The 15,567-nt window shown below is 64.4% G+C and carries 9 protein-coding genes; 1 reads left to right on the forward strand and 8 read right to left on the reverse strand.

Annotated features, from left to right (window positions below; all coding sequences use genetic code 11):
- Positions 1 to 48 precede the first annotated feature (48 nt).
- Positions 49 to 1,452 carry a GlcNAc-transferase family protein gene (locus BFE01S_RS11255; protein ID WP_028225576.1) on the forward strand — a complete coding sequence of 468 codons (1,404 nt, stop codon included), beginning with the start codon at positions 49 to 51 and terminating at the stop codon, positions 1,450 to 1,452.
- Here BFE01S_RS11255 and BFE01S_RS11260 read toward each other — a convergent pair.
- The 8 genes from BFE01S_RS11260 to BFE01S_RS11295 all read right to left on the reverse strand — a co-directional run bounded on the left by BFE01S_RS11260 (position 1,357) and on the right by BFE01S_RS11295 (position 15,542).
- Positions 1,357 to 4,728: an RHS repeat-associated core domain-containing protein gene (locus BFE01S_RS11260; RefSeq protein WP_042337501.1), complete on the reverse strand. Its 3,372-nt coding sequence runs from the start codon at positions 4,726 to 4,728 to the stop codon at positions 1,357 to 1,359. The genes BFE01S_RS11255 and BFE01S_RS11260 overlap by 96 nt on opposite strands.
- 67 nt (positions 4,729 to 4,795) lie before the next feature.
- Positions 4,796 to 5,062, reverse strand: a complete 267-nt coding sequence (locus BFE01S_RS11265) for a PAAR domain-containing protein (RefSeq protein WP_028225578.1) — start codon at positions 5,060 to 5,062, stop codon at positions 4,796 to 4,798.
- A 90-nt stretch (positions 5,063 to 5,152) separates the two neighbouring features.
- The gene (locus BFE01S_RS38300) at positions 5,153 to 7,642 is read right to left on the reverse strand and encodes a type VI secretion system Vgr family protein (protein WP_042337502.1); all 2,490 of its coding nucleotides are present in this window, start codon (positions 7,640 to 7,642) and stop codon (positions 5,153 to 5,155) included.
- Positions 7,643 to 7,711: 69 nt separating this feature from the next.
- The gene (tssM, locus tag BFE01S_RS11275; RefSeq protein WP_028225579.1) at positions 7,712 to 11,674 is read right to left on the reverse strand and encodes a type VI secretion system membrane subunit TssM; all 3,963 of its coding nucleotides are present in this window, start codon (positions 11,672 to 11,674) and stop codon (positions 7,712 to 7,714) included.
- Positions 11,675 to 11,687: 13 nt separating this feature from the next.
- A complete protein-coding gene (gene tssL, locus BFE01S_RS11280; RefSeq protein ID WP_028225580.1) occupies positions 11,688 to 13,022 on the reverse strand; it encodes a type VI secretion system protein TssL, long form in 1,335 nt (444 codons plus the stop codon).
- Complete coding sequence (tssK, locus tag BFE01S_RS11285) at positions 13,019 to 14,368, reverse strand: type VI secretion system baseplate subunit TssK (RefSeq protein ID WP_028225581.1); 1,350 nt, start codon at positions 14,366 to 14,368, stop codon at positions 13,019 to 13,021. The genes tssL and tssK overlap by 4 nt, the downstream gene beginning before the upstream one ends.
- A 4-nt stretch (positions 14,369 to 14,372) precedes the next feature.
- Positions 14,373 to 14,918, reverse strand: a complete 546-nt coding sequence (tssJ, locus tag BFE01S_RS11290) for a type VI secretion system lipoprotein TssJ (RefSeq protein WP_042337503.1) — start codon at positions 14,916 to 14,918, stop codon at positions 14,373 to 14,375.
- 141 nt (positions 14,919 to 15,059) lie between these two features.
- Entirely contained in the window at positions 15,060 to 15,542 is a 483-nt protein-coding gene (locus BFE01S_RS11295) for an Hcp family type VI secretion system effector (protein WP_028225583.1), read from the reverse strand.
- Positions 15,543 to 15,567: the final 25 nt, after the last annotated feature.

Consider the following 15,567-nt stretch of genomic DNA (forward strand, 5'->3'; position numbering starts at 1 on the left):
CCCTTCGATCACGCACGCGACTGCACCCCTGTACCGGAATTCACCCGCATGACTGCTTTATTCGCCGCCCAACCCGACTCGATCTTTGTGCAGATTGCGAGCTATCGCGATTCGGAACTGATTCCCACCCTGCTCGACCTGATCAACAAGGCAAAAAAACCGGATCGGTTGCGCATTGTCGTCTGCTGGCAGCACGGCCCCGATGAAACGCTGGCCCGATTCTGGCAGCGGGGCTTCGGCAAGTGGCAGATGAAGAAAGCCGACGACTGGGCCGTTCAACACCTCAGCTACCGCACGGCGAAGGTGGAACTGATCGACGTGCCGCACATGATGTCGCAAGGCGCATGCTGGGCGCGTAATCGCCTGCAGCAAGAGTACGGCGGCGAGCGGTACACGCTTCAACTCGACTCGCATCACCGCTTCGTCGAAGGATGGGACACGCTTTTGATCGACATGCTGGAGTCGCTGCGCGAAGAAAGCCCGAAGCCCGTACTCACCGCGTATCTTCCGGGATTCGATCCGAAGAACGACACGGCCTTGCACGGGTCGCCGCAATTCATGGGCTTCTTCCGCTTCGGTACGGAAGGCGTGGTGATGTTTCGGGGCAAGTCGTTTCCCGCCGAACCGGCACTCGATCGCCCCGTTCGATCGCGCTTCTATAGCGGGCATTTCACGTTCGCCGACGGTCACTTTGCCGAGGTGGTGCAGCACGATCCCGACTACTTCTTCCTGGGCGAGGAAATTTCGATCACCGTGCGTGCGTTCACCCACGGCTATGACCTGTACCATCCGCACCGCCTGCTCGCATGGCACGAGTACACCCGCCAGCACCGCGTCAAGATGTGGGACGACCACGACGGCGAGGCCAAGGAGAAGGGCGAAATCGCCGAACACTGGGGCGAGCGCAATGACCGGGCGTATCTGCGCAATCGTGTGCTGCTCGGCATCGACGGCACGCCGCCGTCAACCCTTGATTTCGGCAAGTACGGCCTCGGCACCGAGCGCACGCTCGCGGAGTACGAGGTCTATGCAGGCATCAGCTTCGCATGTCGCGGCGTGCACGCGGCCCTGCTGAACCACGAACGGCCCGAGCCTCCCGGCACGCCGCTTCCCGACGCGGCAACGTGGCGAGCTTCGCTACGGCGCGCAAACGACGTTCGCGTCTGCGTGCATCAAAACACGTTCGACGAGCACGCTGCGACACCGGGCACACCGCAGACACTTCCGGGCGCAAGCTCCGCTGTCGTGACCATTTACGGCAGCGACGAGAGCGAACTGCACCGCGAGACAGTCGAAGCCGCCGATCTGCCCCAATACCGGCAGAACGGCTGGCTCGACTACCGCGTTATTTTCTTCTCAGCGCTCGAACGTATCCCAGCACGGTATATCGTCGAATTGCGCGACGAGGCCGGCAATCTGCTGAGCCGGGTCGGGAACGCCATCGTTGTCTGACGCTTCCGTACCGGCAAGGTACGGAAACCGCTGCGGCGCCGCCTGGCCAAGCGGATTGCACCAGGTCAGCGAATTCGGCGCGTAGCGGTACGGACTGATGCCGCCTTCGCCGGTGCGATCGGGGCTGATGTAGCGGCCCGCCTCCGGGTCGTAGAAACGCGTACCGTTGTAGTGCAGCGTCGTTTCTTCATCCGCATATTGCCCGGCGTAGCGCAACGGCTGTGCGACCGCGTCGCTGCGCCCCCACTCCTGCGTAACGGGATCGCCCCACGCGCGATAACGCCCTTGCCACACCACCTTGCCGGTTTCGTCGGTCAGCGCCATCGCCGTGCCGGCGGCATCGGTATGGTAGTGGTAGACCTGCGTATCGGCGATCTCGCCGTCGTCGCCGAGCGTCTGATCGATACACGCGAGCGGGGCGACACTTGTCGACCGGTCCGACTCCGGTTGATACAGATACGTGCGCAATGCGCCGCCGCGCTGCTCCTGGAGGAGCCGGCGCCCCTGCCACAGATAGCGCGTGAGTTCGTCTTGCGCCAGCGCGTGCGATCGCGGCGTCGGGCCGGATTCGACGCGCTTCGCGATCCGCCGGCCGAGCGCGTCATACTGAAAGCGCACGGTGCGGCCCTTGCGATGCGCGGCAATCAGCCGCCCTTCCGCGTCCCAGTCGAGCGACAGTGCATGATCGCGGCCGCTCCTGCGCACCAGGCGTCCCCACGCGTCGTACTCGTAGCGGTAGCCGCGGCATTCTGCGATCCGGTGATCGGCATAGACGGCCGGAAACCAGTTGCCGCCCGGCGTATCGAGCAGGTTGCCTGCGGCATCCCACGTGAAATACTCGATGCCCAGTTGCTCCGACACGCGCCGCAGCAGGCAGCCGCGCCGGTCGTAGTCGTACCAGGTCTGGCTTTCGACGGGTCCACCGGTTCTGACCGGCAGGCCGGCGGCGCTGTACTCCACTTCGCGCCACAACTGCATGTCGCTTTCGGCAGGCGCCGCGGGCGCCGACAGATCGTCGCTCGACACCGTGCGCCACCACACCGGCAAGCCGAGCGGCGAATAGCCCGTATGCGTGCGCAGACGGCCTTGCGTATGCGCCATCACGCGCCGCATTGCGTCGTACCAGAAGCGTGCGATCAGGCGTTCGTCCAGTTCGAAGGACGCGATATGACCCGTCTCGAAACGACGCGTACGCACCTCCTGCCCCTGCGGCAACCGCGTCGCAACGAGGCGGCCCATCGCATTGCAGGTGTAACGCAGTTCGCCGTTCGCACCGTGTTCCGCGATCAGACGGCCGCTCGCGTCATACTCGAAACGGACTTCATCGGAGCCGATGCCGAGCAGTTCGCCTTCTTTCGTCGGCGTACGGCTGACCGCCTCAAGGCCGCCCGCGGCGTAGCGGTACAGGTAGAGGTTGTGCAGCGTTTCACGCCGGGTGAGCCGCCCTGCCTCGTCGTAGGCGAACGTCTCGCAGCGCTCTTGCGCGCCCGCCTTCGACGTGACGCCGCAAATCTCGCCCGCATCCGTATAGTCGAAACGGCGCACCACACCGTCCGCATCGGTAATCGACCGGCAGTGGCTCGCGTCCCATTCGAGCGTCTGGATTGCGCCGTTCGCGCTTTCGATCCGCACGGGGCGGCCATGGGCGTCGTACTGACGCTCGATCGCGTGCCCTTCCTCGTCAACCGCGCGCACGACATTGCCGCGCGCGTCGCGATACCAATGCCGGCTCTGGCCGTTCGGCCCGGCGAACGAGGTCCGCTGGCCCGCGGCATTCCAGACATGGCGCTCCACCTGCCCGTCCGGGCGCGTCACGCACAGTGCCCGGCCCAGGCCGTCGCGCTCGATGCGCGTCACCCCGCCCAGCGCATCGGTCACGCCGATCAGATAGCCCGCCTCGTCGTGCTCGTAGTGCGTCTCGCTTCCGTCGATCTCCGTGCGCAGGGTGACTTGCCCCCACGCGTTGTATTCGTAGGCAGTCGCAGCACCCAGGGCGTCGATAGAGCGCGTGGCGAAGCCATTCGCGTCGTACTCGAAACGCGCGATTTCGCCGGACGGCATCTGGCATTGCACGGGCTGCAGGCGCTCGTTGCGCGACCAGATCTGCGTGCGGCCGTCGCTCGTCGTCACGGACAGGGGCTCGCGCGATGCAAACGCGTACTTCGTCGTGCGGGTCTTGCCGAGCAGATCCGTTTCCTCGCTGACGCGCCCGAGCGAATCGTATTCGAAGCTGACCTCGCGCTCGCCCGGGAGCCAGACCCTGGCCGGCGCATCGGTCTCGCGATAGCCGAAGCGATAGCGCCGCCCATCGAAGTCCGTATGCGACAGCACGCAGCCATACTCGTCGTATTGCCAGTTCGCGTCGCGGCCGAACACATCGCTCACCTGGCTGACCCGGTTGTCGGAGTCATAGGCGAACCGCTCGCGAGCGCCTTCCGAAGTGGCGCGCTCGACCACCCGCGCGACGCCGCCGGCCGTCTGCCACCTATACTGCGTGACCATGCCGAGCGGCCCCACCTCTTCGACGATTCGTTCGTTTTGCCAACCAAAACGGCGAACGACGGTACCGATGCGGTTGCGCACCTCCGTCAACTCGCCGTTCGAGCTATAACCATACTGGGCGAGCACGCCGGTCGGGCCGCCGTCCACGCATTCGATGGCGGCCAGGCGCGCGCCCGGCCTCGTTTCATAGTGCATCCGCAGCTCGTGGCCGCATGTGCCGCGCATGCGCAGCAACCGCCCCTCGGCGTCCCAGATGCAACCGATCCGCTGCCGGTGCAGATCCTCGACGTACTTCAGCCGGGCGATTCCGTTTGCGTCGAAGTCGCCGAAGACCCGGTAGTGCGGTGTCAGGTCGGCGACGACCATGCGGCCGTCCGGCAGATGAGCGAACTGCAATTGCGCCGACGGCGCGATCACCTGCGTTCCGCGCTCGGGAAACGGCACACTGAGCGCGTTGCCGTACTCGTCGACGTAGACGAGCTTGTCGCCCGACCTGTGCAGCGTGATTTCCCAGCGGGTGCGCCAGCCAACGCCGAACAGCCCGATCGCAGTGCGCGCGCTCGAATAGTAGCGGGACCATTCAAGCGGCAGACGGCCACGAAGCGAGAAATCGGTTTCGTCTGCGGGCAGACACACTTTGCTGCCGGACACCACGTCCACCGAGCGCAACAGAATGCCCGACAGCGCGCGGCGCATCCGATACCGGTCGACCAACTCGCCGAGCTGCTGGCAGCGGTCTGCCGTCTGCCCTGTGCGCGTCAGCGGCAACACCATGCCGGGCAGCTTGCTCAGGTCCGCGCCTGGCCCCGCGATTCCAGTCTCCAATGCCTCATCCTCAGCGTCACGAACCGATAAGCACGTCCGACACGCCGGAAGTGATCACCGAGCCACACGAAGTCGCGCCGGCGACCATCGCCGCCGGCACACCATTGACGAATACGCCGGCCGAGCCCGAAACCACGGCTTGCGCGGAGGGATGCTTCGAGCAGACTGCCGCACTGAGACCGACCAGCGCCACCGGGACGCCGTCGATCAGGACGTTCGGCGAACCGGTGACGATCATGCCGCCATGGCAGATCAGATCGCCGACGCGAGACATTGAAAACATGGGGGATATGCTCCTTTTGAAAGGACGGCAAGGTACCGACGGCCGCGCGCGGATGCGCGCTGCGGCCGGACACAGTCGTGGAACGTCGCGTTAGAGCTCGGAGACCGAGGGTGTCGGCGTTGGCGTTGGCGTTGGCGTTGGCGTCGGCGTCGGCGTCGGCGTCGGCGTTGGCGTTGGCGTTGGCGTTGGCGTTGGCGTTGGCGTTGGCGTCGGCGTTGGTGTCGGCGTTGGCGTTGGCGTTGGCGTTGGCGTTGGCGTTGGCGTTGGCGTTGGCGTTGGCGTTGGCGTTGGCGTTGGCGTTGGCGTTGGCGTCGGCGTTGGTGTCGGCGTTGGCGTTGGTGTCGGCGTTGGTGTCGGCGTCGGTGTCGGCGTTGGTGTCGGCGTCAAGCACGGCGGAGGCGGCGGAACAATCGGAAGGCATGGCAACGGGCAGTCGGGAATCCCCGGCGCGAAGCCCGGAAGGCCCAGCACGACCGGAACGGGAACCGTGACACCATTGCCGTCATCTCCGTCGCAGCAATCGTCGTCGCAAGGATTGAGTTCGAGCGGCATCCCCTTCACCACGACCTTTTTCTTACCTTTAATCAAGACTTCCTCGCCGACGAGCTTGATCTTGCCGTCGCCCGTCATCGTCAACGACGACTTGCCGCACACGATGGAAATCACACCGCCGGCAGACAGCGAGTACGCCCCGCCCACCGCATGCGTAGAGGCCCCGCCGATCGTCACGGTGCCCGCGCCACCCACCGTCAGCGTGGAGGCGCCGCCAACCGCTGTCACCAGCGCACCACCGACCAGCACCGACTGCGCCAGGGCAACCTCATACGAGGCAATGCCTCCGACGGTGCTCGTAAACGCACCGCCCACGAGAACACTGTGCGCCGCGCCGACGCCGACCGAATAATCGAGGCCCACGACGTGCGACTCGTCCGCCTTGGTCAAGCGGGTCATTTGCCGTTCCGCCTGAATCGAGAACTCTTCGGCCCCCACCGCGTCGTCGAAGCTCACGGCGTTGAAGTTGTCAACGCCGCCTTCCATCGAGCGCGACATCATCCCGCTCTGCGTCGCTTTGGCGGGCAACTCCCACGGCGTAGGCGTCACCGTGTTGTAGAGCGTGCCCGTAATCAGCGGGCGATCCGGGTCGCCGTTCCAGAAGTCGACAATCACTTCCTGGCCGATACGCGGAACATAGAGGCCGCCAAAGTTCTTGCCGGCCCAGGCCTGGCTCACGCGCACCCAGCAGGAATCCGTTTCGACGTTGCGGCCATAGCGGTCCCAAACGAAGCGAATCTTCACGCGGCCGAACTCGTCGGTCCACAGCTCCTGGCCTGCCGGCCCGACGACAATGGCCGATTGCGGACCGCTCACGACCGGCTTGGGCGTTGTCTGCGGCAGCCTGAACATTTCGCTCGTCGGCTGCACATCGAAACGGTTGACGAAGGTGTATTCGTAGTCGCTGCCCGACTCCTGGGGATTGCCGGTCACATCGAGCTCCGTCCCGATCACGAGGTATTCGCAGTTCGCCGCCAGGTAGTCGTAGTGGGTCAGGTCGAAAGTCTGGCCGCACGCGAGCCCGCGGACATTGCCCTCGCCTTTTCCGCGCGTGCCCGGCGCACGCAGCGCTTCCATGCGCGTGCGGGCCAGCAGCTCGCCGTGGCCGCCATCGGTATAGTCGCCGGGCCATTCGTAGCGCTCGAGCGTATTCCAGCTCGTCTCGCGCGGCTGCTGATTGATCTCGCGCATGTCGGCCCGCGAGCGCGTGAAGTCGAAATCGCTCGTCACATAATGACCCGTACAGAGCGATTCGGCCGTCGAGAACGTGTGGATATAGTCGCCCTCGGTGGTGCCGCCCTGCGGCTGGAATGCGAGCGTCCGGTACGCAGGGTTCGGCGACCGGCGGTGCGCGCCGATGTGATCGCACAGCACGAGCCGATGCTTGCCATCGACATGCTCGAAGAACCAGTAAATGCCCCATTCCTCCATGAGGCGCTGGATGAAATCGAAGTCGGTCTCGCCGTACTGCACCTGGAAACCGCGCGGCTCGTTGCGCGGGCTTTCTCCGGTCACGGCATAGCGGCTCACGTCGAGGCGCTTCTCGACCGGATAGGGATAGTCCTTCAAGACCTCGTCGATGATTTCGATGACGGTCTTGTCCTGAAAGATCTTGAAGTCGGTCGTGAGCGTTGCCAGCCATAGCCAGGGCTTCAGGACCACGCGGTAGACGTTAAAACGGCCTTCGCGATGCAGATATTGCGCCTCGACGACTAGCCCGGTGATCTGGCGCTCGGCGATGTCCGGCGACGGCTGCAGCTCGCCTGGCGCGTCGAGCTCCATCGTAACCGTCATCTCATTGCCGAGCAGCGCTTTCAGGTCGACGTTGGCGCTGACGGCAAGCGGGATGGCGTAATCGTCGGGGGTGCGGAGCAGCAACTCATAGGTGAACAGTTCGCCCAGATACTCGCTGCCGCTCAACGACTTGAACGCGAGTGCGGGCTGCCCCAGCAGTTGCGGCATCGCCGCACTGGATACCGTTACCGTGCGCTGCGCAAGACCTAGATTGCTCGAAGCATTATTTGACATGCAATCCTCTCAATTCCATTCATCGAATACATTCCGACGCGACATTCCCAACCGCGATTGCCGATGGCGCTACCGGACGCCTGCGGCGCCATCCGCCGCCGCATCCGGGCGGCTCCCGCCCATGCCCGGACTGCCGGGACACCGGAAGCCCCTCAGCAAGCCGGTCAACTGCGGCCCCGACTGCCCGCCCGTCGTCAGTTCGAGCACCGCATGACGGTCGTCGAAGTTGAAGTCCAGCGCATAGCGGTTCGACGACACGGTCGAGGTCAAGCGGCCGCGGTCGATCAGGCGCAATAACGCCCATGGCCCGTCGAGCATGATGGTCGACGTATCGGGTCGAACGCGCGGATTGGCGGTCAGGGCCGCCATCGAGCCCCCGCGCGGCCCGGGCCACGTGACCGGCCAGGTCGTCACCGGACCGTGCACGTAGCGCATGCTCTGCCCGTCGATGTCGAGCAGCAGTTCGGTGATCTCCGGATCGAGCGACGCAACCTTGATGCCGATCTTCCACGACATCCGGTTCGCGCCCGGATCGTGGAAGAACACCTCGCGAATCGCAGCCGCGCGTTCGAACGGTTCGAGGCTCGGACCCGGTATCGGCGGCATGCCGGGGCTCACCGGCTTGTAGCGCCACGGCCGCATGCTCGTGTCCACACGGCTTGCAAGCGTTTTCTGGAAGAAGTCGTCGAGCAGTCCGCCTGCCGCGAACACGCGGTTGAAGTCGTCCACGTCGACTTCCTGCGCGCTGGCCGCGAACGGATACTTACCTTCGAGCGCGCGACGACATTGCGCGCCGACGCTCGATTCGACCTGCAGCGCCAGCAACGATCCCACGCTGCGATCCACTTTCTGCAGCGACTGCGAAGCAATGCCTGCCAGCACCGCGCGAAACGGCGCCGGCAGCTTTTCCGCTTCGAGCCGCATCGTGGAGCCGAGATCGTCGACCGCCGGCATGCTGTTGGTGGCGAGCACGTTGCCGGCCATCATCAGATGCGTGTATTGCTCGTTGACGAGACCAATGATGCCGTCGAGCTGCAGCGCGCCGCCGCTCACCGCCGCGGGGCTGTCGGTTGCCGGACCGCTGCCCGTGCCGGCCCGTCCCGACACGACTTCGCGCAGCGCGGCAAAGCGGTTGTCTACCAGTTCCTTTTCCATCTTCTGCTGCGCGAGCTGGCTGATCGTCGCTGTCGCGGCCACGGCGCTCGCCACGCGCGAACGGCGCTTGACGGCGTTCGTCGCCGTATCGCCCAGCGACGGATCGTCCGCGCCGTCTGCCGCAGATAGCGATGTTTCGTGGACCGCCGTGCGCGCGAGCCGCGCAAGCGGCGAATCGGGCGCGGCCAGCGTGCGCAGCACCTGCAGATCGAGCGCCAGCGAACCGTCGTCGCCCGAAACGGGCCTCACGTCGTCGAGAAACTGCTGCCAGTAGTTGGCGTAGTCCGTCAGGTACTGACGGCGGATTTCATCGGCCAGTTTGTCCTGACCAGCGCGAAACACACCGCTCTCCGTTCCCGGCAACGACCATGCCGAAGGACCGGCAAGGCCCATGACCCATGCGTCCTGTTTTCGCGCTTGCCCGAGGAACTCGGGCAAGCGCTTGTTAAAAACCTCGTGATAGCCCTCGTAGGTGTACAAACCGGGGATGCCCCGCTCGAGCGCGGAGCCTTCCACCAGCGCAAAAACCGAGGTCGCCTGCGGACCCGCCGCGCGGATCAGCGTGACGTTCTCCGGCGCTTCCGCCGCCATCGAGTTCATCGCGCGCTCGTAAAGCCGCCCCGATGCCGGGTTCTGGCCGAGAAAGTCGCGTGCGCGCTTGACGAGCGCGACGTTCAGCGGCGTGGCAGGCGCCGTGGGCACGCCGTCGGCGAACAAGGCGTCCAGATGGCTTGCCATCACGTCGCGATCGCCCATCGACGCCACACTGCCCGCGTGCTCCCAGTCGCTCAGCACCCACGCCTTGATCGCCTTCGCGTCGTAGTGCGCGGGGTCGAACAGCATCAGGTACACCGACAGCGTGCGGTAGACGCCATCCGCATCCTGCGCACCGATTTGCGTATCGAGGACCGACTCAAGCCGACCGGCGATCTGCGGCAACAACATCTGGCTCAACAAACCGTTGTATGTATCGCTGGAGGCCTCGCGGACGGCTGGCACGGTATAGAGGCCATAGCGCCAGGCAATCCCCGGGCTGTCCAGATCCTCGTCGCCGAACTGCGGCAGATCGCGCGACGCGCTCAGCACCCGTGCCGTCCCGCCCGGCTGCGGCGCCTTGCGTTGCGACGCTACACGCGCGGCCAGCACATCGGTCTTTTTGTCGATCGCAGCCAGATAGCCGCGGTTGTTGTCGAAACTGACGATCAACGCGCCGATCAGCCACACCGCCACGGCAATCGACAACAGATGCCCAACGATGCGCACTGCGCGGAAGCGGATTTCCCAGTACGGGTTCGGCCGCACGAGATGCCCCTCGGCGAGGATGACGCGCTGGAACAGGTTGCGCAGGAAATACCCGCGATAGGCCGCTGGCGCGCCGTTGCCTGAAGACTGGCCGCCCGCTTTCGCCTCGCCGCCAAACAGGCCCGCGAGCCCGCGACGCAGCCGTTGCAGCAGCGTCGTGCTGTCGGCCGGCACCACTTCGTGCGTTTGCGCCGCGCTCGTGAAGTAGATGCCACGTAGTGTGGTGCTCAACTGCGCGTCGTCGTATTTCGAGTCGAGGAAAACCTGCGCGATCAGGTCGGCCAGATCCGCGCACAGGCTGCGGAACTCGGTCGGCAGCGCATACAGCTTCCGGCGCCGGTCGACCTCGTACACCTCCTGCAGCCTCGCGTTGATCCCGTCTTCGAGACTCTGCTCGAGTTCACGCAGTTCCGCTGCACAGCTCTCGCGCAGCGCGTCGCGACGCACTTCCACGGTCCCGTCCTGATAGGGCAGCGTGAAACCGAGAATCTGCGCGCGGCCTTCCGCCGTCAGCGAGTAAAAATACTCGGTGAAGCCCGGCAGCAAGTCGAGCTTGGTGACGACCACGTAGACCGGGAACCGGATACCGAGGTCGTGGCGGAGCTCTTCGAGCCGCGCGCGCATCGACGCGGCAAGCACCTTGCGCCCGGACTGCGGGGAGGTCAGCAATTCCTCAGCGGAGACGACCAGCAGCGCGCCGTTGATCGGCGCCCGCGCCCGGCGCTTGCGCAGCAGTCCGAGAAAGCCGCGCCATTCCGCTGCGTTTCTGCATTTCAGGCTTTCCTTGCTCTCGTCGTCTGCCGCCGTGTCCTGGACCGTATACCGTCCGGCCGTATCGATCAGGACGGCTTCATTGGCGAACCACCAGTCGCAATTCGCCGTCTCGACACGGCTCTTGATCGACGCCGCGACCATCTGGTCGGCGTCGGGAAAGTCGAGACCCGAATTGAGGATGAGCGTGGTTTTACCGGCGCCACCCGAGCCGATCACCATGTACCAGGGCAGCTCGTACAAAAAGCGCTGGCTTTCCAGCAGACGGCGCAGCCAGGCAGAGCCGCCCCGCAGCCGCTTGAGCCTGTCGATCGCCTTGTTGAGCACCGAATTGAGCGCACGGATTTCGTCGCGCGCAAGCGGATCGGTGCCAGCCTTCTTCGCAAACGGATGCAGGATGCGCTGCAGCAACTCGTCGTTGTTGCGCACGGCCTTCCACAACCCATAGAGCCCGTAGATCGCCGAACAGGCAAGCAGCACTGCGATCAGCAGCACGCGCGACCAGGGCGGCGCGAACGGATGCACGTCGCCGAATGCGAGCAGCGGTCCGAAATACCAGAGCGCAAGGCAAACCAGCGCAACCCAGATGATGCCGGGCGACCAGCCGAGCAGCCAGAACAGCAGCAGCGCGAGCAGCACGATAATGGTCAGCACGCGCGACAGCACGGTCTCGAGCGGCCGGTAGTCGCCGAAAGCGACGAGCGGCCCGACAAACCAGACAGCCGCGGCGACCAGGAAAATCGCCATGACCATCAAGGTCTGGCGCGAAAATACAAGCTTAAAGAAGCGGTTCAAGTAAGACATTCAGGCTTTCCCGTTATTGCGTGACGAGGACTTCCACGCGTCGATTGCGGGACCGGCCTTGCGCCGAGGTGTTGTCCGCGACAGGCTCTGCGTCGCCCTTGCCGATCGCCTCGATGCGGCCAGCCGGCACGCCATGGGCCATCAGAACGTCCGCCACGTATGCCGCACGCTTTTCCGACAACATCTGGTTGTTCGGGAACTCCGGGGTGTTGATCGGCTGATTGTCGCTATAGCCCGTCACCGTGACCTTGCCGCTCACGCGCGCCACCTCCTGCGCCACCCGGGTCAGCACGGGTTCCAGTTCCGGCCGGATGCCGCTGCGGCCCGGAAGGAACATGTAGTCGCCGTTGAAGACGACCTTGCTGCTTTGATCGTTCTCGTCCACGGTGAGCACGCCCCGCGAGATCTGGTCCTTCAACAGGATCGACAGACGCAGCCGCTCGTGAACCACGGGCGGCTCGGCCTTCACAGGCGTCCCGATCGCGCGGATCTTCGCCTCAAGTGCGTTGCTCTCGAACAGCAGCTGGTACTTGTACCAGGCAAACAGCGCGAACACGGACAGGGCGGCGACACCCGCCGTTGCCCAGACCGGCACGCTCCTCAGGAGCGGCATTTCGCCCGGTGCCTCGCCGCGCCAGTGCGGCGACAGTTCAACACGCATCGTGTCGCGCGCGCCGCTGATGAGCGTCAGCAGCCGCTGCCGGATCTGTTCGAGATGGCGGGGACCATCTACGACAACGCTGTAACGACCTTCGAATCCAAGACCGAGAATGCGATACATCACTTCGAGAACATCGACGTACTCCTGCGGATCCGTCGCCATGCGGCCGATCAGCAGGAAGAACTTCTCGCCCCCGTCCACCTCGCCGTCGAACGTAATCAGCAGCCCGCGTGCGGCCCAAATGCCGCCACCGCCCCAGTGGGTGCGGTTCGCGGCTTCGTCGAGCGCCGTACACAACGCATAGCGTGCAGCGGCCACGTGCTTCCACGGCAAATTCGCCTTGTCGCAGACTTTCTGGAACGCAGCAACCTCGCGCACGAGCAGCGAGCGCAGACTCGCGACCGCGGCAAGCGAATCGAGCGAAGCCGGCATATCGGCCAGCATGCGCAACAACGGTTGCGCCGCTTCGCACAACGGATTCCTTGCGGCCTTTACACGGGAGAGACGCGACTGCGAGTCTTCGGGCGGATCGAACGCCGTGGGATCGACGGCAGGTTCCTGGTCACGAGCGCCGCCCGTCGCCGGGCGCCCCGCCGGGAATGCCGACGGTAGCTCCCCCGCCGGTGCGGCGTTGCCGGGCTCCGACAGGAAGTCGAATGCGTCGTCGCCATATGCATCTGTACTCATTTCTGACGCACGCCCCACAGTTCAAGCTTGAGTTCCGGGAAATGCCCAGCGATGTGCATGGCGAGACCGCCGTGCCGCGCGATCTGCTCCCAGAACGGACCCGAGCGCGAGAGCTCGAAATAGATGAACCCCGAGTTGAATGGAATCTGGCGCGGCGGGACCGGCAACGGCACCATCGTCAAACCGGGCAGGTGCGAGCGGATCAGTTCCGGCAACCGCTGCGGATGGCTGATCTTCGTTTGCGCGAGGAACTGCTGTTGCAGCATTTCCGGGGACATCTGCGCCCCGGCCGCAAGCACGAGTGTCGAATAACCAGCCAGTTCGCCTGGCAAGACCGTCGCCGTGCGGACGCCGTGGGCCTGCTCCGTCAGCGCAATCGGCTGTGCACCGCGTATCAGCACCTGGTTAAGCAGATAGTGAACTTCGTCGACAAGCGGCCTGATGCTCTGGTACAACCGCGCGTGGTCATACCCCGGCGCCGGGGCCGGGCGCCGCGTTTGCGGGCGCACGAACGTCGAAAGCTCACCCGCAAAGAGAGCGAGTTCGCGATACAGATCCACGGGAGCGGTCTCTTCGAGCTGACAGAGGTGATCGAGCAACGGCTCATAGCGGTTGAGCACCTGCAGCAGCAGGTAGTCCGCCACCTCGGCTGCGGCGCCTGCGCGGCCATCCGTACCGGACAGACGTGCGGCCAGCGCGTCCGCCCGCAGTTTCGCGAGGCCGTGCAACTGCATCGTCCATTCGCGCAGCAGCGGATTCGCCCCGTAACCTGTGACCGGGGGAATGTGATCGGCACTATGGAGCGACACCGCGCCATCGGCGTGCAGCGTCTTCACACGCGTCAACGCAATGCCGATCCACGACTGGGTGAGCTCCTTCTCGGGCAAAAGCCGCAGACGCAGATTCGCGAGCTGGACTGGCTTCGGCCCCTGGCCGATCGCATTGCTGTCGCGCAGTTCCACGTCGTACGCAACATAGCGCGCGAGCGACCCATTCTGCTCTTCGAACGCGGTTTCTTCCGTATTGGGAAGACGCAACGGGACAGCCAGGTAAATCACCTGATCCTGATGCTCCGGCCCGATCGTCAGCGGCGGCGGTGGCGGCGTCAGACCGGGGACATCGAACGGCGTACCGTCCGGAAATACGCCTGATCCGCTCCTGAACACCAGCTTGCCAAACGACAAGGATTCCTTGTCGATTTCGTACTGACTGAAACCCCAAAAGAATGGGCTCAACGGAGCGCTCCGCCGGTGGGCGAGAGACTCCAGATACCGCTCCTGCTGCTGAAACAACTGCGGGCGCAGGAAGAGTCCTTCGCTCCAAACAACCTTGTTATACCAACTCATGGCATTAATCTGACTTTGAAATCGAAACGGTGCGCTGGTCGAGCCGGAGTATCAGCTTCTGTTGTTTGTCTGGTATGGCGACCCTGTACCACGCGGCATCGGGCGCCGCCGGCAAGCGGTAGACCGCACGCCAGACTGATTTTCCGAGGTCCCGGTAGCCCGCCAACACACCAATCGCGGTGGTGGCGGTATTCGACTTGCGGGCGATCTCCCGTTTGTCACCGGGTCGCAAGATCATTTCATCGACGACCAGCGCGTCGTCGCCAAGGACTTTCTTGTCGTCGCTTTGCAGAGTGAAAAAGTCAGCATTTTCGAATGCCGTTGCGGACTTCAACTCGTAGACCCGCACCAGAATCGGCGCCGCCGCTCCCCACTCGTTGGGATTGACGTTATCGGCCGCAACGACCTGCAGCCGCAGAACCGTTGGCTCCTTGCTGACAGGAGCGGGCGTGCTGCTGCATGAGGCCAGCAACAAGCCTGCTCCGCTCAGGGCCAGCCAGCCCAGGATGCGCACCCATAGCGCGAAGCGGGAGAATAAGTTCGGAACCATCTGATGGAATCAAGGACATCATGCCCGCCGTTCAGAACGAATTGACCAGGACGTCGGTATTCAAACCGGCATCCTGGCCAACAATCGTGGAGCGCCCCGCTGGAAGGACCCGGCGGGATCACGATTCAGGAGGACTGCAACTCAGGCGCTGTTCTTCTTGACGTCGAACGTTGCCGTAACCGCGCCGCCGCTACCGCCTTGCGCGTTCTGCACCACATATTCCTGCTTCATCTTTGCGAACGAAAGCGTCACCATCTCGCGCGGACGCGACTCGCTGTCGCTCACGCCCGACGGGCTGACCGAAGTCACCAGCACGTCGTCCATCGTGAACTTGATGTACTCGAGCGGGTTGCCGCCGGCCTTGCGCACGACAAGCTTCGCTTGATCGATGTGCTTGCCGGTCAGGCAGTACTGAGTGAGGTTCGGCGTCGCACGGTCCACGTAGTGTTCGAACGTGAGATCGCTCACCGTCGCACGGCCTGCGCCGCCGCCGGAGCCAAGATGCATGTTGGATTGCTGCGAAACGGCCCACGACCAGCTCAGGACATCGATTTCGTCCTTGTGGGTTGCGTCGGCCGACTCACCATCGATCCCGCTGATCTTGAGAAAGATGTCTTGCGCCATGAAACGACTCCTTGATACAGGGTTG

Origin of the sequence: Paraburkholderia ferrariae NBRC 106233, assembly GCF_000685035.1 — a bacterium.
GTDB lineage: Bacteria > Pseudomonadota > Gammaproteobacteria > Burkholderiales > Burkholderiaceae > Paraburkholderia > Paraburkholderia ferrariae.

Bases quoted from the DNA above. Each gene is read 5' to 3' on its own strand.
- BFE01S_RS11255 (WP_028225576.1), top strand. From the start codon at position 49: ATGACTGCTTTATTCGCCGCCCAACCCGACTCGATCTTTGTGCAGATT.
- BFE01S_RS11260 (WP_042337501.1), bottom strand. From the start codon at position 4,728: ATGGTGTTGCCGCTGACGCGCACAGGGCAGACGGCAGACCGCTGCCAG.
- BFE01S_RS11265 (WP_028225578.1), bottom strand. From the start codon at position 5,062: ATGTTTTCAATGTCTCGCGTCGGCGATCTGATCTGCCATGGCGGCATG.
- BFE01S_RS38300 (WP_042337502.1), bottom strand. From the start codon at position 7,642: ATGTCAAATAATGCTTCGAGCAATCTAGGTCTTGCGCAGCGCACGGTA.
- tssM (WP_028225579.1), bottom strand. From the start codon at position 11,674: ATGTCTTACTTGAACCGCTTCTTTAAGCTTGTATTTTCGCGCCAGACC.
- tssL (WP_028225580.1), bottom strand. From the start codon at position 13,022: ATGAGTACAGATGCATATGGCGACGACGCATTCGACTTCCTGTCGGAG.
- tssK (WP_028225581.1), bottom strand. From the start codon at position 14,368: ATGAGTTGGTATAACAAGGTTGTTTGGAGCGAAGGACTCTTCCTGCGC.
- tssJ (WP_042337503.1), bottom strand. From the start codon at position 14,918: ATGGTTCCGAACTTATTCTCCCGCTTCGCGCTATGGGTGCGCATCCTG.
- BFE01S_RS11295 (WP_028225583.1), bottom strand. From the start codon at position 15,542: ATGGCGCAAGACATCTTTCTCAAGATCAGCGGGATCGATGGTGAGTCG.